Origin of the sequence: Chitinophaga sp. (genome assembly GCF_017745275.1) — a bacterium.
In the GTDB taxonomy this organism is placed as follows: domain Bacteria; phylum Bacteroidota; class Bacteroidia; order Chitinophagales; family Chitinophagaceae; genus Chitinophaga.
Genome location: NZ_JAGHZS010000014.1, coordinates 88,545 through 106,853 on the forward strand (window position 1 = coordinate 88,545; position 18,309 = coordinate 106,853).

The following is an 18,309-nucleotide window of genomic DNA, read 5'->3' on the forward strand; positions in this document are numbered from 1 at the left end:
AATTTTTACCGGCAATTTTATATAACAATAGAATTGATAAGGGATGCAGCGTGTTCACGTGCGGCATTATCGCATTCATAATAATCATGCAACGTAGGTGTTTCGATAAACGGTATTTTAACCAGCGTTTCTTCAATTACTTCGGTCATTTGCAGAAAGCCGATCCGGTTTTTCAGGAAGGCATTCACCACTTCTTCGTTGGCGGCATTCATTACGCAGGCGGCGTTACCACCTTTTTGCATGGCATCAATGGCGATAGCCAGGTTGCGGAATGTTTTGGTGTCCGGTTGCTCAAAAGTAAGGGAAGGGTAGTTTCTGAAAGAGAAACGGGGGAAATCATTGGCCAGGCGGTCAGGATACCCTAAAGCATACTGGATAGGCAGTTTCATGTCCGGTAATCCCATTTGTGCTTTCAGGGAACCGTCTACAAACTGTACCATGGAGTGAATGATAGATTGTGCATGTATCACCACTTCAATGTTTTCCGGTGCCAGTCCAAACAGCCAGCGCGCCTCAATCATTTCCAGCCCTTTATTCATCAGGGTGGCAGAGTCGATGGTTATTTTGGCGCCCATGCTCCAGTTAGGATGCTGCAGGGCATGATCTTTCTTTACATTAATCAGGAAATTGGGCTTCTTTCCAAGGAAAGGTCCGCCGGATGCTGTGAGAATTACTTTTTCCACTTTGGCGAAAGGTTCTCCCAACAGGCATTGGAAAATAGCGGAATGTTCAGAATCTACCGGGATAATGGGTACATTCTTCCTGCGTGCGGTAGCCATTACAATGTCGCCCGCTACTACCAGGGTTTCCTTGTTGGCCAAAGCCACCGGGGTGCCCTGTTCAATAGCAGATAAAGTAGGCGCCAGGCCTGCAAATCCCATAATAGCTGCCAGCATCATGTCGATAGAACTCCATGCAGCTACTTCTACCATGGCTTTGGGGCCGGCAAATACTTTTATGCCTTTATCAAATAAAATGTCTTTTACCTGTTTATATTTTGCCTCGCTTCCTATTACGACGGCATTAGGTTTGAATTTTAATGCCTGCTCAATCAGCAGATCAGCGTTCTGCTGTGCAGTCAGTACTTCTACACTAAATCTGTCGGGGTGTGCTGCGATCACCTCCAGTGCCTGTATGCCAATAGATCCGGTGGATCCGAAAATGGCAATCTTTCGTTTATTCATTACGGTGATTTACTTTTTTACAGTTAACAAAAAATGAAGAATCAGCTGCCGGTAATGACCTGGCAGCTGTTACAGCTTTGAATCGCCGGTTATTTTTGTAAGTATGCCGACAGTTCATCTGCCAGCTTTCTGTCGTTACTCAAACGAGGCACTTTATTTTGTCCTCCCAGTTTTCCAATAGCTTTCATATAGTCGATAAAGCCTTGCTTACGGACAGTCCTTATCTTCAGGGGTTGCAATATATTACCTGTCAGCAGATCATCGTAATAAATATTCTTCTGACGCATATTTTCATCTACTTTCCTGGCAAATGCGCCCAGGTTTTCCGGCATATTCTCAAACTCTACAAACCACTCGTGGTAGGGCAGCTCTCCGTTAGTTTGCACCATAGGCGCTACTGTAAACTCGGTGATATGCACATTTTCTTCTGCAGCCGCTTTCATCAGGCTATATTCTACTTCCTCTCCGATCACATGCTCTCCGAAAGCGGAGATGAAGTGTTTAATACGGCCGGTTACCAGCAAACGGTAAGGATTGGTAGAAATAAACTTCACCGTATCTCCGAGGTTATAGCCCCATAATCCGGCGTTGTTGTTAACCACCATGGCGTAATTTACGCCTGTTTGTACATCTTTGAGCGACAAACGCGTCGGATTTTCGTTGAAAATTTCCGCAGCAGGGATAAATTCATAGAAAATCCCGGAATTGGTGTTCAACAGCAGGCCTTCCTTATCCTGGGAGTCCTGGAAGGCAAAAAAGCCTTCTGAAGCAGGAAATGTTTCCACGGTGTGGATAGGTGCGCCAATAGAAGCCATCAGTTTGGCCCGGTAAGGTTCAAAGTTCACCCCACCGTACACCATCACGTCAAAATTCTTAAATATTTCTTTAATACGTTTGCCACTGGTGCGTTCCATCAAGCGGTCGAAATACATCTGTACCCATGGTGGTATGCCGCTGATCAGCGTCATATCCTGGTTAATGGTTTCTTCTACTATCTTGTCCAGCTTGGTTTCCCAATCGTCAATACAGTTGGTTTCGTAAGACGGCAGCTGGTTGGTACGCAGATACCGGGGAATATGATGATTCACGATACCGCTGAGGCGGCCGGTAGGAATTCCACCTACCCTTTCCAGCTCCGGTGATCCGGATAAAAAGATCATTTTACCATCTGCAAATGCCGTATTACCCGTTTCTCCCATATAATTGAGTAACGCATTACGGGCGGTATCTATATGATTACTGACAGATTCCTTGGAGATAGGAATATATTTTACACCGCTGGTAGTACCGGAGGTTTTAGCGAGATATATAGGTTGCCCTTTCCACAGTACGTTCTGCTTCCCTTCCTTAATTCTTTCTATATATGGCTTAAACTGTTCATAATCCCTTAAAGGCACAGCCTGCTTAAACTCTTCATGGGTTTGTACAGCGTTGAACTTATGCTCTGTTCCGAATTCAGTCTTCTTGCCTGTCTTTATCAGCTCCTGCAGGATAGCATCCTGATCTTCTACCGCCCTTAGCATTTCCTTCTTTATCTTATTATGTACGATAGAAGCAAATGGTTTGGCCAGCAGTGATTTAAACTTCATGCCTGTTGTTTTATGATTGAGAGACTAAAGATTGGAATATTTTCTTATTTAATAGCCTGAAAAACCGGTCTTTTTCCCAAAAAAGGGGTGGCCGGAAAAATAAATGGCTAAATAAATAAATAAAAAAATACGCCTATCCTATCCGTATTTAATTCGCGTAAACGACAAAAGTATACAAATTTGCGTTGGTTTGCACAGCAAGATAGCTGTTTTTAAATGATCCGGAAATAGCATAAAGATGTGGATACAGCGGCCCGGTGCCGGGAAGGATAATTTGTTAAATTAATTTAAAATTCAGGAAAGTATGTATCTTTGAAAAGATTAAGCTTTTGTCGGTCCTTCATAGATGTTTATACATTGTGATTTAAAAAAGACCGAAAAACTTTGTCTATTAAAAAACAAAAGGTTACTTTTGCGGAAATTATATTTTGGATAATTATGTTTGCAGTTGTAAAAATCGCAGGTCAGCAATTTAAAGTACAAAAAGACCAGGAAATATTTGTACAGCAGTTACAAGGAAATATTGGAGACAAAGTGGAGTTTTCCGATGTACTGTTAACCGATAACGGTGGTAAGCTGTCCGTAGGAACTGATGTAAAATCAGTAGTAAAAGCAGAGATTCTGGCTCATGTTCAGGGTGATAAAGTTATCGCTTTCAAAATGAAGAGAAGAAAAGGCTTCAGAAAGAAAGTTGGTCACAGAACCCATTTTACAAGAATCAAAATCAATGAAATAGCTTAATTTGTTTTAAGCTAAAATTTTTATTAGACATTATAAAGTAATCATACAATGGCACATAAAAAAGGTGAAGGTAGTGTAAAGAACGGCCGTGATTCCCATAGCAAAAGGCTGGGAGTAAAAATCTTCGGTGGTCAACCTGCTGTATCTGGTAACATCATTGTTCGCCAGAGAGGTACTGTTTATCATCCAGGTCAAAACGTAGGCGTTGGTAAAGATTTTACCATTTTCGCAGTTGCAGACGGTGTAGTAGAATTCAGAAAAGGTCGCGAAAACAAAACTTACGTTTCTGTTAAAGCATTTGATACCACTGCTCAGGCGGAAGCCTAATCAGTGTTAGCCATAAAGTTTTTTTTAATACCCAATTATTTTTACTAACCCAAATTCAAAAAACAATGGCAACAATTAAAAAAGCGGCTGCTAAAAAAGCTGCGCCTAAAAAGAAAGCTGCTCCTAAAAAAGCCGCTGCAAAGAAAGCTGCTCCTAAAAAAGCTGCTGCTAAGAAAGCTGCTCCTAAAAAGAAAGCTGCTGCTAAGAAAGCCGCTCCTAAAAAAGCTGCTGCTAAGAAAGCTGCTCCTAAAAAGAAAGCTGCTGCTAAAAAAGCTGCTCCTAAGAAAGCTGCTGCTAAAAAAGCCGCTCCTAAGAAGAAAGCTGCTGCTAAGAAAGCTGCTCCTAAAAAAGCTGCTGCTAAGAAAGCCGCTCCAGCTAAGAAGAAAGCCGTTGCGAAGAAAGCTGCTCCAGCTAAAAAACCAGTTGCTAAGAAGAAAGCTGCTCCTAAAAAAGCACCAGCTGCTCCTCCAGCAACTCCTGCAACTCCGGCTAACTAAGATCGGAATTACAAAATGTAGTTATAAAGAACCTGGCATTTATGTCAGGTTCTTTTTTTATGCCCATCCCCCCAGCAAGTGTTTGTCTTACCCGGGATGATACTGATTACCTGGTTTTTATTTTTTTGATTTTGGAAGATGAGAGAAGATTTTGGAAGAAATCAGCCAATAATTTTACTCATATCTTCCAAATTCTTTTTAAAATCAAAAAACAAAAACCAGGTAATCAGTATAATCAGACTAATCCCGGACAAGACAAAAACTCGCAACATCTCCGTATTTTTACCACATGGATAATTACTCAATCGCCGATAACTTCTCCCTGCTCTCCAAACTCATGGACATCCATGGAGAAAATAGCTTCAAAGCCAAATCATTCGCCTCCGCAGCATTTACCATAGAAAAACTGCCCTCGCAGTTAAAAGAAATACCGAAAGAAGAGATTTTCAAGATCAAAGGCATCGGGGAATCTACCGGTAAAAGCATCATCGAAATGCTCGACACCCAGGAATTCTCGCTGCTCAACCACTACCTCGGAATCACTCCCGCAGGAATCCTGGAAATCATGAAAATAAAAGGCCTGGGACCCAAGAAAATTGCCACCATCTGGAAAGAGCTGGAAATAGAATCTATGGGAGAACTCCTTTACGCCTGCAACGAAAACCGCCTTATGCTCCTCAAAGGCTTTGGCGCCAAAACACAGGAAAGCGTTCGCCAAAACATAGAATTCTATCTCTCTAACCGCCACCGCTTCCTCTACGCAGAAGTAGCCAACACCGGTCAACAACTGGAGAAACAATTACAGGAGCTGTTTGCACCTGTCCCCGTTTCCCTCACCGGCGCTTTCCGCCGCCATAGCATTATCATCGACGAAATAGAAGTACTCATCGCCGCCCCGGTAGCCATAGTATCCCAACAACTGGCTGCCCTCCCCGGCTTTGAACTCACCGCTACCAACGATCATCACCTCGTATGGCAACTCGATGGTAAACTCAAAATAGTAACACATAGCTGCGAACCTGCCGACTTCCATAGCCAACTGTTCCTGACCACCGGCGCTCCCGCTTTTATTGATAAATTCAATGCCGCCGGCGGCGCTGCCTTCCTGCACCAGGCTCCCTCAGAAGAAGCCATTTTCAGCGCAGCAGGAATGGCCTTCATTCCTCCGTTCTTACGGGAAGGCATGAACGAAATTGCGCAGGCCCGCGAACAGCAACTACCCAATATCATAACTACTTCCGATATCAAAGGTATTATCCACTCCCACAGCAACTGGAGCGATGGCGAATCTTCCCTCGAAGAAATGGCCACCGCCGCCAAAGCACAGGGCTTCGAATACCTCGTTATCAGCGACCACTCCCGCACTGCTTTCTATGCCAACGGACTGCATATTGAAAGAGTACTGGAACAACACGCCGAAATAGATGCCCTGAATAAAAAGCTGGCGCCATTTCGCATTTTTAAGAGCATAGAATCCGATATACTCAATGATGGCACCCTGGATTACCCCGATGAAATACTGGCCAAATTTGACCTGGTAATTGCCTCTGTGCATTCCAATCTCAAAATGACAGAAGAAAAGGCAATGGCGCGCCTGCTCAAAGCCATCGAAAATCCATATACCACCATCCTCGGACATATGACCGGCCGCCTGCTACTCAGCAGAAACGGCTACCCGGTAGACCATAAAGCCATCATTGATGCATGTGCCGCCAACCAGGTAGTAATAGAACTGAATGCACATCCACGCCGACTGGATATCGACTGGACCTGGCTGCCCTATGCCCTTGAAAAAAAGGTGCTCATCTCCATTGATCCGGATGCCCACAGTATCCATGGATTCCAGGATATCCACTATGGTACACTGGCCGCGCAGAAAGGGGGCATCACCAAAGCAAACAATCTGAGTAGTTACACTGTTGACATGCTGAACGACTACCTGCAGCAACGCAGACAATCCAAAAACCTACTTCCATGATGCTACTGGCATTGGCCGTGGCCCCCGGGTTCGCCATTTGTTTATTCATTTACTTAATGGACAAATACGACCGGGAGCCAACCGGCTTATTGATAAAAAGCTTCCTACTGGGTATGGGCTGCGTAGCCTTGCCATTGCTTATACAAGGACTGGCAGTTACCATGGGATTAAGGGAAAACGATGGCACCCTGCCGGGTACCGCCGCCTTTGCCTATGGCGTGGTAGGCGTTTCAGAAGAACTGGCCAAGTTCCTGGTCCTCTATCTCTTTGCCTATCCTAAAAAAGCATTCAATGAACCTCTCGATGGAATTGTATATGCCGTGATGATCGGAATGGGATTCGCGACCCTTGAAAATATTGCATACGTAGGCAAATATGGCTTTGGTACCGGCGTGGCAAGGATGTTCCTCTCCGTTCCCGCTCATGCTACCTTCGCCATCCTGATGGGATATTACGTGGGAATGGCGAAATTTACCCGGGATAGAAGCAGCATCCTCCTGTTCCAGGGACTGCTGATCGCTATTTTCTTCCATGGCACATTCGATTTTTTCCTGTTCCTCGGTAATAATATTTTCCTGATGGGCGCCTCGGTAATTACCCTCATTTTTGCGGTACGACTATCTATCAAGGCTATACGAAAAGATAAGGCGCTCTCCAAAAAACTGTATGAACAGCATTTTTTTGAAGATGAGCAGGGATAAAAAGGTATCCATCTCACAAAAAAAATTATAACATGAAATTTACCTATATATACGATCCGCTCTGTGGCTGGTGCTATGGCTTCACTCCCGTAGTACAGCAATTGCAGGAACGTGCCGGCAACAATATGACATTCGATATCCTCTCCGGAGGAATGATCACCGGCGCTAACCGCCATCCATGGTCATCTATGGCCAACTATATCCAACAAGCACATGTGAATGTGGAAAACATGACCGGTGTTAAGTTTGGGGCTAACTTCCTGGAAAAATTACTACCCTCGGAAGAAATGATGGACTCTGAAAAACCCAGCATTGCGCTCACCGTATTCAAAGAGTATCAGCCGGAAAATGCCATCACCTTTGCGCATGATATGCAGGTAGCGCTGAACTACGATGGGCTGAGCCTGAACAACGACAGCACCTACCGGGAACTGATTAAAAAATTTAGTTTACCGGAAGAAGAGTTTATTGCCAAACTCGGGGAAGAACATTACCGGTATGAAACCAACCAGGAATTCCAGTTGATACAAAACTGGGGCATCACCGGGTTTCCCGCGGCCATACTCGATACCGGCAAGCAATTGTATCTCTGCGCCCGCGGATACACACCGCTGAATAAACTGGAAGAAACCATCGAAAATATATTAAAGGAAGACAACAATTTATAAAAACCTATGTACCAGATCAATGCTGCAACAGTGAATGATATTCCTGTTATACAAGCGCTGGCAAATAAAATATGGCCGCCAACTTACCAGTCCATTTTAACGCCTGCACAAATGGAATACATGCTGGATATGATGTACAGCGCCAACGCACTTCATCAGCAAATGACCGAAAAACAACACCAGTTTTTACTACTGCTGGATGATGCCCAACCAATAGGTTATGCAGCGTATAGTACTACTGCCACGCCAAATGTGTATAAGCTCCAAAAAATTTATGTGGACCTGAATTACCAGGGAAAAGGTGCAGGCAAATTACTCCTGCAGGAAGTGACAGACCGGGTGAAAAAACACGGCGCTGATATACTCGAACTCGATGTCAACAAATACAATAAAGCGAAATTCTTTTACGAGAAACAAGGCTTCAGCGTATACACAGAGCGGGATACAGACATTGGGCAGGGCTACCTGATGGAAGATTTTGTAATGCGTAAATCAATATAAAAAGAAAGCCCGGTAAGGACATACCAGGCTATTCCCAAGTTAACCATTAAAAGACACAACTCTTTAAAAGTAAAATAACATTGTTTTATAAGCGTATGTACGATAACAATTAAAGGGCGGTTTTTCAATCCATAAAAAAAGCAGCATCTTTTATATTTTAATATAAAAGATGCTGCTTTTAAGTTTATTAATATTTATAAAGATGTCCGGGACTCCTCGTAATGTTGCTTTTCCATCATGCAACAGAAAATAGTAAGGAATCCCATTTGCTGCAAAAAAATTCCCGCATAGCTAACTATGCGGGAAGTAGGTGTGCCTGAAGCGCGTATATCGGTTATTGATCCAAGCCGTTATTATTTAGCTGTCAGCACGGTGCCTTCATCATTATCATCATCATGGATGATAGCTACGGCTTTGTTCAGTTTCAGCTCAGGAGAAATTTTCAATACCCCTGCATTTGCTGCTGCTGTGGCATCACGCAGTTTCACTGCTACCAAAGCATCTGCTTCTTTGATACGGTCGTTTACCAGGGCTACCTGGATGTCTGTTTCACTGAATGCACAGTCGCCGGTAATTTTCACCATGTCACCGTTCATAATCACATAGTCTTTACCGTAAGTGGCGGTGCTCGCAGAATCAACGCCGAAGAAGATATTGATATCGCTGCCCGTACAATTGGTTTGTACTGATTGGTCGGCAGCTTTTACCAGTATACATTTAAACATACTAACCGGTGCGGTAGCAGATTCGTTGGCATCTGTCAGTTTTACCAGGGTAATATAGGCAGCCTGATCTTGTATGTATTGGGAAGCAGAGATAGAGGTAACGTCACCGTTGTAGCCTACTACCGCTTCATTTTCCGCTTTAATTTCGCTCAATACCAGTACTACTGTTTCCGCCAGTTCAAAACGGTTATCGTCTTTTACTTTTACATTCAGGCTGGCAGTGGTAGCGCCGCTGTCGATTACAAACGGAGCTTTGATGCTGCTCACGAAATCCGCACCTGGTAAAGCGGTACCGTTACCAAACTTATAAGTTAAACGTACCGGTTTGGAAGTAGCGTTCACCAATGGCGTATTATCTCTTTTAAACAAACCGGCAGAAAATACAACATCAGTATTAGGCTCTGCTCCATTGTTACCACCAATGAATTTCACCATTGCCGGTTGATCCAGGATGGTTACTTCCCCTTTGGCTTTAGTCAGGTACAGGTCTGATGCATCCAGCACTTCTACGTGGAAAGCTTCTTTTCCTTCCAGCAGGTTATCGCTTTTAATCGGGATCTGGATAGATTTGGAGATAATGGCACCCGCAGCAAACTCAGATGGTACAAAAGAAATGGTTCCTTCTGTTACGTCGAAGTCGGCAGCACCTGCGCTACCTTTATGCGGAATGGTTTTGTAATGCACGTTAACGGGTGTACGAACGCCATTGCTTCTCAAAAATCCGGATAAGGTAATGGTGAGTGTAGCATTGGATAAACCGTTCAGTGGTTCAGACACCGCGATATCGTTGATGGATACCCCATGGCTGATTTTAATGATACGGTTGCCATCCTCATCACCGCCGCCAGCAGCAATGATTTCGCCAGAAGGGCTCATCAGCAGGGAAGCGAGACTGGTTTTAGCGTCGTACTTACCGAGTTGTTTGTCGAACATCATTTCACCATCGGGAGTAACTTTAATCATGCGATAGCCATCTTTCGCCACCACGCAGATTTCGTCTTCTTCGGTGAGTAACAGGTGTTGAAAAACGGAGCCGAGGTTTTTATTTACCACCATAGTGCCATCAGGCAGCAGTTTTACAATTTTACCGGTATTGTTGCTAACGTTACCACCGGCGGCTACTACTTTACCATTTTTACCTACTTCCAGGGCGTATAAAGCCGCATCGGTTTCTTTGTTAAACAGTTCTGTTCCATCCGGACGTAACTTTACGATACGGCCTTTATCTTTTTCTTCTGCACAGGCAAAGATCTGCCCCAGGTCATTTACTTTGATGGCGTTGAATTTACCATCTACGGTGCTGTATTCTTTGTCAAATACTACCTGGCCTTCCGCATTCACTTTGGAGATACGGCTGGCATTACCGGTACCATAAGCGCCGCCACCCATTGCCAGTACAGCGCCATCTTCCAGCAATAACATCTTTTCAAAAACGGCGCCTGGTTTACCGAAAGAAAGCTCATATTGCTTTTCTCCCTTACCATCTACCTTTACCATGTATGCCTTGCCTTGTCCATCACCTACGTCGCCACCTACAGCAACGATATTTTCATCTTCATCAATCAATACATTGGTAAAAACGTTGTGTGCACCAAAGCCTTTATCAAATTCTATTTTACCGTCGGCACTCATTTTAGTGATACGTGCCTGGGCTGGCTTGCTACCATCTACCCCAACGGTGATATAATTACCATGACGATCCGTAATAATCTTTGTGAAATAGCCACCCTGACCGTTGCCTATGCTTTTGTCGAAGATGACTTCACCGGTAGCCGACAGTTTGGTAATACGTGCATTGCCGTAAGCAATGGTACCACCGCCCACCGCCACCAGTTCATTTTTAGGTAATAAAAGCAGGTCCTGGTATGCTACCAGGCCACCTTTATTCAATTTGGCATTATAAATAAGGTTTCCTGTTGCGGATAATTTGGTGATGCAACCATTATCTGTTCCGCCGCCGATAGCAACAATAGCATTGTTTTCCGCAATTGCCAGCTTCTTATACTGGTTCTTGGGAGCACTGAAGCTCTTGTTAAACACTACAGGCATTTCCTGTGCGAAGGCTTGTGTACCTACCGCCAGTAAAAGCATTAGTGAAGAAATTTTGTTCATTTGTGTTAGTTTGATATACGCAAAAAATAACCGATAAACATTTTATTGAATCCTGATCTCGCATCTCCTGTTCACGCCCTGCAGCTGAATGAAGATCTCCCTGTCATTATCCAGGCTGTATTGTTTTGCTACCCATACCGGCCTTGTAGAGCCGAAGTAGTTGATTCTTATTTTATCTGCATCCACGCCCCGGCTCAGCAGGCATTCCTGTATATATACCGCCCGGTTCTTCGACAAGGACAGGTTATATCTTTCTGTACCAATGATGTCTGTATGGCCATTCACCAGGATTACCCGGTGTGGATTGGCTTTCCAGATACTGAAGATGGAATCCAGTTTCCGCCATTCCTGGTCTTGTGGTACATAAGAATTCAGATCGTAATAAATAAAGCCTGGCACTTTCCAAAGACCATCCAGTGCTTTTAAAGCACTGTCTTTTCCCAGTCCATAACTGCTACCCTTATACGCAGCAGGTACCGCCATAGGTTGATGCCAGCTCACTATTTCCGGGCTGCTGTAAGCTGCCTGGCTGGTTTGTACGGTGGTGGTGGTAGTATTGGAAGATGGGGACGCAGGAGTAGTGCTGCCCGCCGTGGTCGTTTGCCAGGGAATGTTCTCTGGTGAGCTGTCTATAATTTTTTCGGAATAATCTACCACGTTACGCTCAGGGCTAACGGTTGCGGCTATACTGGCTACAGGTGTCACTACAGCAGGCACCTTCACTGTTGATGGCACAGGGAGGTTGTCATACTGTTTATTACCTACTAAAGTTAGCTGTTGGCGGCTATCTGTCTGATTCGTGGTATAAGGCACTTTATCGTCTTCTTTTACTGGCTTGCCGGGATAAGGCAAATCCAGCTGTTTCAAAGGATTTTTCTTCAGGTTTAATACATAAATATGATCATTGTCATGCGCTCCCGAACGATCTGATGTAAAATATAACAGCAGTTTATTTTCGTCTAATACCGGGTTCAGATCATCGAACTGGGTATTCACAGGATAAGGCAAATGTACGGTACCTTCTTCTGGTTTTTTAATGTTGATCACAAATATATCCAATCCGCCAAAGCCACGCAGGCCGTTGGAAGAAAAGAATAACTTATCACCTACCACAAAAGGATACAGCTCATTACCATTTGTATTTACTTCGGGACCCATATTCACCGGTGCTTTCCACCGTTTTGCTTCCTTGTCCCAGTCGGCATAGTAAATATCGGTACCACCTTGACCACCAGGCATATCGGACGCAAAGTACAAACGTTTACCATTAGCTGCAACAGATGGGTGCAGGAAAGAATAAGATTCCATGTTTTTCCCCAGCTTCACCGGCACTGGTTTACTCCACATATCATGATCCGGCTGGTAAACGGCCGACAACAACTGGGTACCGTTGTTATAATTGATATAGGAGTTCTTGTCATTTTTCACATCCGTGAAACGGTTGGAGGTATAAATGACTTTCTGCCCGTTGTCAAAGAAAGAAGCCGGTCCAACCTGTAATACACCCCGCAGGCTGTTATTAAAAGGCTCTACCCCATCTTCGGACACCTGGTATAATTTGGAGTTGGTATAGAACGTTTGTTGTTCCTTCTTCTTAAAATCATTGGACAAAAAAACAATATTGCTCTGGTATAACGCAAGCCCATACTGATAACCGGGCAGGTTTAACCGCAGGCTGTCTACCCGGATATTCTCCATGGAATCGCGGTTAAAGAAGCTGTAGTAATCAACCAGTGATGACTGCAAATTGGAAAAGCGGGCGTTGCTCTTGTAGTTATTGGCATATACCGCACTTATTTCCTGGGCTTTAACCACCCTTCCGGTGCGCTTCAGCAGGTCCATATAATTGGTAACATCTGTTACCAGGATATCTTTCTCCGGCTTGTATAACAACTCGTCATACAGACTAATTGTTTTTTCGAACTGCCTGGTTTCAAAATAGGTTCTTGCCAATAGCAATTTTGCCTGGCGCAGCACCTCTTCGGCGGCGCCATTATTGATCACATCATTGCACAATGAGATGGCGTGCTCATAATCCTGTCTTTTATACAAGCGTTCTGCACGCCTGACCTTGGCCTTACTCCCTAAGCCACCTATTTGCACGTGATCCTTTACAAAACTGCAGGAAACAAACAGGGAAACAATGCTCAGAAAAAGTATGAGGGAAGAGAAACTAAATTTTCGCATACTATTCTTGATTTTAATATAATTAGAAATAACGCGGCGCCACCACTTTCCACTTAGACCAGGCAAACCGGTAGTTTACCATCAACTCATGCGATACCGTTTGTGCGCCTTTCAGGTTCGACTGCATAGGGGTATCATAAGAATACCCGATCTGCAGATTCTTGGTAATCTGTACCTGTACCAACCCCGTCACGGTTTTCTCGGAACGCCAGGAAGCTCCCAGCCATACCACATTTCTCAACAGGATATTCGCGTTCAGGTCGTACTGGAAACCGGCGCCTTTTACCTGGCGCAATAATACGTTGGGCTTAAACTTCACGTCGTCATTGATATTAATCAGGTAGCCGGTTTGCAGGTAGTAATGGGATTCTACCTTCACCTTATTCACACTGTTGCCTAAATCGAAGCTTTTAAAAGTAGGCGATGACAACCCGATAAAAAACCGGTCGGTGAAGATCATAAAACCAAACCCGATATCCGTTTTCCAGTAACTCTGGTTATGCGCAAAAACAGGATCCGTAGTTGACAGGGAGCTGTTATCCTCCCGGAACTGCGACATTCCGCCTTTGATCCCCATAGCGAGGTATATTTTTTCGTTGAGCTTTACCCGTTGGGATACGTTAAAGTTGACCTCCGTCTGGGAATTCACCGTGATTTTTTCATTCATCAGCGACACCCCAAAGCTGGTATTGGTGGCTTTAATAGGCGTATAAAAAGAAGCGGTAGCCGTTTTAGGCGCTCCGTCTACTCCCACCCACTGGTTACGCGCAACGGCAGTAAGACTGGACGACTCATCCATAGAAGGATACGCCGGGTTTATAATCATGCCGTTGAACATGTACTGCGAATACAGTGGTTCCTGTTGCGCAGTCGCTTTCAGACCAACACAACAGCATAGGATCACACCCCCTAAAGCTTGCATAAGACGCTCTTTCATAGGTATCAGCTTAAATATTTTATCAAACTCATCTTACTAATAAATTCATATACGCGTTAACGTTTAATCACGATGAAGCCGGTGTAGCGCTCTTTCTTACCATCAATCATTACTTCAATGTTATAGAAGTAAGAACCATCGGGTACATCATTACCCACACTACCGCCAGCATTGGCGCGGCCACGGAAGTTGTTCGACTTATTGTCGTAGTTATTCAACTTAAATATGGTACCGCCCCAGCGATTAAATATTACCACTTCATTATTCGGATACTTTTCAATGTTTTCGATATACATCGCATCATTACCCAAACCGTCATTATTTGGCGAAATAGCAGGATGTACACGGATCTTACCGCTATTGCTGTTGATTACACGTCCGTCGGTAGTAAACTTCTCCACGGAATCCGGCACGCCATCACCGTCGGAATCAAGATCCAGGAAGTTTGGAATACCATCGCCATCTGTGTCATCATCAAATGGATCGCCGTTACCGTTAATATCTTCCTGTGCGTCTGTTAAACCATCTCCATCCGTATCGCAGGTTTTGCACATGGCATCATCATTCAGGATAACGCCGGTTGCTTTCAGCGGATCAGCGAGAACAGGTGTGTTTTGTCCGGACGGTACTGATACGGAAGATAATTTCACGATGAAGGTTTCATTTTGTTCAAACGTAGTATCACCCTTGATATTCACCGTAATCTGTCCGATGGTTTGCAGCGGGGCAAACACAGTTTGTTTGATCGTGTTATCGAAGTCTACACCCGGTGTGGCTTTAAAGTCCATGTAAGGATAAGATACCCCATCTGTTGACGCTTCAAAGTCGTAGTTAACGGTAATCTTACGGGAGCTTTGTCTGCTCAGCTGTACGTTAAACCGCAACGGTGTATTTTCTCCCATGTTACCTTCTTTCACGCTGAATTTATCGGCAGCGAAAGACAGGGTCAGCGGGTCATTATCTGTGATGGTCACCCTGGCGGTATCGCTATCACCTGGTTTGTATACCAGCGTGCTGCTGCCGCCATTCAGGAATGGCAGTACGGTTGTTTTCAGATAGCCATCATCATCGTTGATATCATTATCACCGGTAGTGAGGGTGAAGGTGTGCTGCTTCGCATGTGCCGGCATGGTAATGGTCACCACGTTACTATTGGTGGTGCCTTCTCCGGCCGTAAACGTACGTGCTGCATCCTGGGCTACCTGTATCCGGATAGGAATATCATGTGCCGCAGACGATGGAGAGCTGAGCGTAAACTGTACGGCCTTACCTTCTGCTACACTGATATCTTTTGCAGCAATTTCCACTACCAGGGTATCATTATCATGAATGATAACGGTAGCTGATGCGGTGGAAGACAATGGCCAGGTTACACCCGGAATGGTGCTGCTAACGGTATTTAATTGCGTTACTACATCTTCATCTCCCTCTACTATATCATTGTCAATAGGCGTAACCGCAATATCAGCACTATGTTGACCAGCCGGGATCACCACTGTACCACTGAGTTTACGGTAACGGGTATCTGCAATAGCGCTACCAGACACGGTGTAGTTAATAGTTACGTCTTTAGCTGCAGACAACTGGTTGTCTGTAAACTGTACCCGGAAAGCTCCTGCAGTAGATGGCTCAGATGCATCCACTGTTTTCCGGATTGTGATAGCACGGCCGGCTGCATCGGCATCGTCGTCATGTACATTCAGGCTTACTGAGTCACGATCATCTACATCCAGGGCCAGGTTTCTGCCGAAGCGTTTCATCTGTGCCAGCATCAGGGCAACTTTCACTGTTTCATCTCCTTCAATAATCTTATTATCAATCACGTTAACCGGAACGGATACACTGTTCTGTCCCACCGGTATCACTGCAGAAGTTTGTATCGGAGAAATGTTGGTCGTTCCGGCAATGCTGCTGACGAAGAACACCACTTTCACATCGGCGGCGGCGGTCAGGTTGCCTGGCAGTTTCACCAGGTAAGCACCATTTGTAGCCGGTTCAGATGCGTCTTTTTCTTTCTGCAGCACTACGGGCATATCACCGGTTTCAGGGATGAGCACTATGCCCGGCTGCACCAGGGTGTAACCAGCCGTGCCCAACTGTGCAGTGAATTGCAATTGCTCATCACCTTCCAGCACCTGGTCGTCGGTGATCTTTAAATCATATACTTTGTTATGTGTACCAGCTGCCAGGGTTACCTGCGCAGGTACGCCGCTGTAATCTGCGCCATCTGCTGTGGAACTGATATTTCTGGCGATATTGATAATTACATCTTCATCAGCAATAATCCCGCTATTCGCAAATCCAACAGTTACTTTGCTGGTGCTGCCTTCATGCACCAGGGAAGAGTCGATATGTACCTCCACTTTCAGGTTGTCCGGGTTCAGGCGGGTAGCGTCATCAATAGTAACTGACAGGCTATCCCCTTTCATGCCCGGATACTGTGGCATTGCCTGAATCCATAACAGTTCCGGTTTTTCAAGTATGAAATCTGTTTTAGCCTGGAAGCTAAAGTTTACACCAGGCTGCCCGGCAGGAATAGTCACGGTAACAGGCAGGTTGTCGATGTCTCCTGCAGTAGCCACAGATCTTGCGCCGATATTCAACGTCACATTGATTGGCTTGCCGGAAGTTACACCCGGTGCCAACGCCACATTCATGGTATAATTATTACCTTCCAGTACATGCGTACCCGTAGTTACGGCCGTGAGATGTATCAACCCGGTAGCCGGATCATCGTGAGTTCTGTCGTTGATAGTAACGGTGGTATCTTTTACTACTGCTGCACTGAATACCGGATCGGTGATACTACCAGTAAACACTACAGTTTCATCATCTTCCAAAATCAAATCTTTCACTGCTTTCAGTACAAAAGGATGTGTACCTATATTTTGTCCTTTTTTGATAATAATATCATATGGAGATGGTAGTGCGTTATGATCTGTATTGATAGCCGTACTCAGGGTGTTATCCTTATTAATATGTACCGTGATGTCCCTGCCCGCCTGTAAGTTAGCCGGCAACTGTACACTGAGTTGAGCACCCTTTGCACCACCTTCATCAATAGCGGTGGCGGTAGTATGCATCACTATCGGCGCAGGTAACGGATATTGTGTCGCATCGTCCTGGATAGTCAGGGTTGGTATAGCGATGGTATAAGTACTGATACCATCTGCGGCCGTTGGTGAAAGGGTAATTGTTTCAGGGCCTTCTGTGAAATTATCCTTCCTGATAGCCAAACCAGTTACCACGCTGCTGCTGTCGATGGTAACAGTAGTAGCCATGGCATAATCCAGCCCTGCTTCTGCCGTACCTGCTGTTTGTGGTAATTGTATGTGGATAGGAATGGCAGTGGTCACGCCTGCAGGCAGGCTAATGGTCACTGCACCGCTATCGCCTTCTGTCAGCGGTGATTTGAAGATATTCACATTCAGTTGCAGGTTAGCCGGAATTGTGCGGGTAAGATCCTGGATCTGCAGGTTCAGGTTATTTACCGTATAGCCGTTGCCTGCAGTTGCTTTCACTACAAGTGTTTCGTTGTTCTCCAGCACCTTATCTGCTACCGTTTTCAGCAGCTCAAAGTCAGCGGTAGTAGTACCGTGCGGCAGTACAAAAGATGTAGCAGACATCGTATAGTCGTCTACGTTTTTAGCCGTTGTCAGGGCGTTATCTACCGGTAGTTGAACGGTTACATCTTTGGTGGAAGCATATGGTACAGATACATGTACCATTACTTTATTGCCTTCCGGCACCAGGGTAGCATCTGGCGTCAGCGTCATTGTTCTGGCGCCTGGCTGAAGCTGGGTGATGTCTTTAATATAGATAGCGGTGCGGGTGGCAGGCATATTTATATTACCATTATTACCATCTACTACAATAGCACCTTCATCATCTAATATAGCATTGGTGCTGGTAGTGACCGGAGATGTAGTAGCGGAAGCTGCGTTATTGGCAATGGTGATAGTGGCCGGGATGTTGCTGTGGCGGCTATCTGCCACAGTAGATAATGTAGCATTCTTCGCCAGGTTGATGGTCCAGGCTTTTCCTGCTTTCCAGCCGTGAGGGAAAGTAGCGGTAATCACGGAGCTCTGTCCTTCGTTTACGCTATCAGGTGTGCAGCTCAGTAATACTGAGTCGCCTGCTGGGAATGGATACTGCGCATCCT

General features: G+C 45.0%; 12 protein-coding genes and 1 pseudogene. 7 read left to right on the forward strand and 6 right to left on the reverse strand.

From position 1 onward, the window contains the following. Positions 1–17: 17 nt before the first annotated feature. The gene (locus tag J7623_RS31455) at positions 18–1,184 is read right to left on the reverse strand and encodes a 1-deoxy-D-xylulose-5-phosphate reductoisomerase (RefSeq protein WP_291929303.1); all 1,167 of its coding nucleotides are present in this window, start codon (positions 1,182–1,184) and stop codon (positions 18–20) included. Positions 1,185–1,273: 89 nt separating this feature from the next. Continuing rightward, positions 1,274–2,773, reverse strand: coding sequence for a GH3 auxin-responsive promoter family protein (locus tag J7623_RS31460; RefSeq protein ID WP_291929308.1), 1,500 nt, complete (start codon positions 2,771–2,773; stop codon positions 1,274–1,276). 384 nt (positions 2,774–3,157) lie between these two features. On the opposite strand from J7623_RS31460, the gene rplU reads away from it, so the two are divergent. The 7 genes and pseudogenes from rplU to J7623_RS31495 all read left to right on the forward strand — a co-directional run bounded on the left by rplU (position 3,158) and on the right by J7623_RS31495 (position 8,186). Beyond that, positions 3,158–3,514 carry a 50S ribosomal protein L21 gene (gene rplU / locus J7623_RS31465; protein WP_291929311.1) on the forward strand — a complete coding sequence of 119 codons (357 nt, stop codon included), beginning with the start codon at positions 3,158–3,160 and terminating at the stop codon, positions 3,512–3,514. Positions 3,515–3,562: 48 nt separating this feature from the next. Then, a complete protein-coding gene (gene rpmA, locus J7623_RS31470) occupies positions 3,563–3,841 on the forward strand; it encodes a 50S ribosomal protein L27 (protein WP_291929314.1) in 279 nt (92 codons plus the stop codon). A 374-nt stretch (positions 3,842–4,215) separates the two neighbouring features. Then, a pseudogene (locus J7623_RS31815) lies at positions 4,216–4,293 on the forward strand (50S ribosomal protein L21); the annotation flags it as partial. 334 nt (positions 4,294–4,627) lie between these two features. Continuing rightward, complete coding sequence (locus J7623_RS31480) at positions 4,628–6,316, forward strand: DNA polymerase/3'-5' exonuclease PolX (RefSeq protein WP_291929317.1); 1,689 nt, start codon at positions 4,628–4,630, stop codon at positions 6,314–6,316. After that, positions 6,313–7,017: a PrsW family glutamic-type intramembrane protease gene (locus J7623_RS31485; protein ID WP_291929320.1), complete on the forward strand. Its 705-nt coding sequence runs from the start codon at positions 6,313–6,315 to the stop codon at positions 7,015–7,017. Before J7623_RS31480 ends, J7623_RS31485 begins: the two co-directional genes overlap by 4 nt. Positions 7,018–7,049: 32 nt before the next feature. After that, positions 7,050–7,685, forward strand: a complete 636-nt coding sequence (locus tag J7623_RS31490) for a DsbA family protein (RefSeq protein ID WP_291929323.1) — start codon at positions 7,050–7,052, stop codon at positions 7,683–7,685. Positions 7,686–7,691: 6 nt separating this feature from the next. Continuing rightward, a complete protein-coding gene (locus tag J7623_RS31495; RefSeq protein WP_291929326.1) occupies positions 7,692–8,186 on the forward strand; it encodes a GNAT family N-acetyltransferase in 495 nt (164 codons plus the stop codon). A gap of 353 nt (positions 8,187–8,539) precedes the next feature. Here J7623_RS31495 and J7623_RS31500 read toward each other — a convergent pair whose 3' ends face one another. The 4 genes from J7623_RS31500 to J7623_RS31515 all read right to left on the reverse strand — a co-directional run. Then, positions 8,540–11,023 (reverse strand): Calx-beta domain-containing protein, encoded by a 2,484-nt coding sequence (locus J7623_RS31500; protein WP_291929329.1) that lies wholly within the window; start codon positions 11,021–11,023, stop codon positions 8,540–8,542. A gap of 42 nt (positions 11,024–11,065) precedes the next feature. Continuing rightward, positions 11,066–13,210 (reverse strand): OmpA family protein, encoded by a 2,145-nt coding sequence (locus tag J7623_RS31505; RefSeq protein WP_291929332.1) that lies wholly within the window; start codon positions 13,208–13,210, stop codon positions 11,066–11,068. Between the two features lie 22 nt (positions 13,211–13,232). After that, positions 13,233–14,132, reverse strand: coding sequence for a type IX secretion system membrane protein PorP/SprF (locus J7623_RS31510; protein WP_291929335.1), 900 nt, complete (start codon positions 14,130–14,132; stop codon positions 13,233–13,235). 71 nt (positions 14,133–14,203) lie between these two features. Further along, on the reverse strand, positions 14,204–18,309 hold a 4,106-nt coding region (locus J7623_RS31515), incomplete at its 5' end, for a Calx-beta domain-containing protein (protein WP_291929337.1).

What these genes read in the sequence shown, in the direction of transcription:
- J7623_RS31455 (WP_291929303.1), bottom strand. Translation starts at nt 1,184, where the DNA reads ATGAATAAACGAAAGATTGCCATTTTCGGATCCACCGGATCTATTGGC.
- J7623_RS31460 (WP_291929308.1), bottom strand. Translation starts at nt 2,773, where the DNA reads ATGAAGTTTAAATCACTGCTGGCCAAACCATTTGCTTCTATCGTACAT.
- rpmA (WP_291929314.1), top strand. Translation starts at nt 3,563, where the DNA reads ATGGCACATAAAAAAGGTGAAGGTAGTGTAAAGAACGGCCGTGATTCC.
- J7623_RS31480 (WP_291929317.1), top strand. Translation starts at nt 4,628, where the DNA reads ATGGATAATTACTCAATCGCCGATAACTTCTCCCTGCTCTCCAAACTC.
- J7623_RS31485 (WP_291929320.1), top strand. Translation starts at nt 6,313, where the DNA reads ATGATGCTACTGGCATTGGCCGTGGCCCCCGGGTTCGCCATTTGTTTA.
- J7623_RS31490 (WP_291929323.1), top strand. Translation starts at nt 7,050, where the DNA reads ATGAAATTTACCTATATATACGATCCGCTCTGTGGCTGGTGCTATGGC.
- J7623_RS31495 (WP_291929326.1), top strand. Translation starts at nt 7,692, where the DNA reads ATGTACCAGATCAATGCTGCAACAGTGAATGATATTCCTGTTATACAA.
- J7623_RS31500 (WP_291929329.1), bottom strand. Translation starts at nt 11,023, where the DNA reads ATGAACAAAATTTCTTCACTAATGCTTTTACTGGCGGTAGGTACACAA.
- J7623_RS31505 (WP_291929332.1), bottom strand. Translation starts at nt 13,210, where the DNA reads ATGCGAAAATTTAGTTTCTCTTCCCTCATACTTTTTCTGAGCATTGTT.
- J7623_RS31510 (WP_291929335.1), bottom strand. Translation starts at nt 14,132, where the DNA reads ATGCAAGCTTTAGGGGGTGTGATCCTATGCTGTTGTGTTGGTCTGAAA.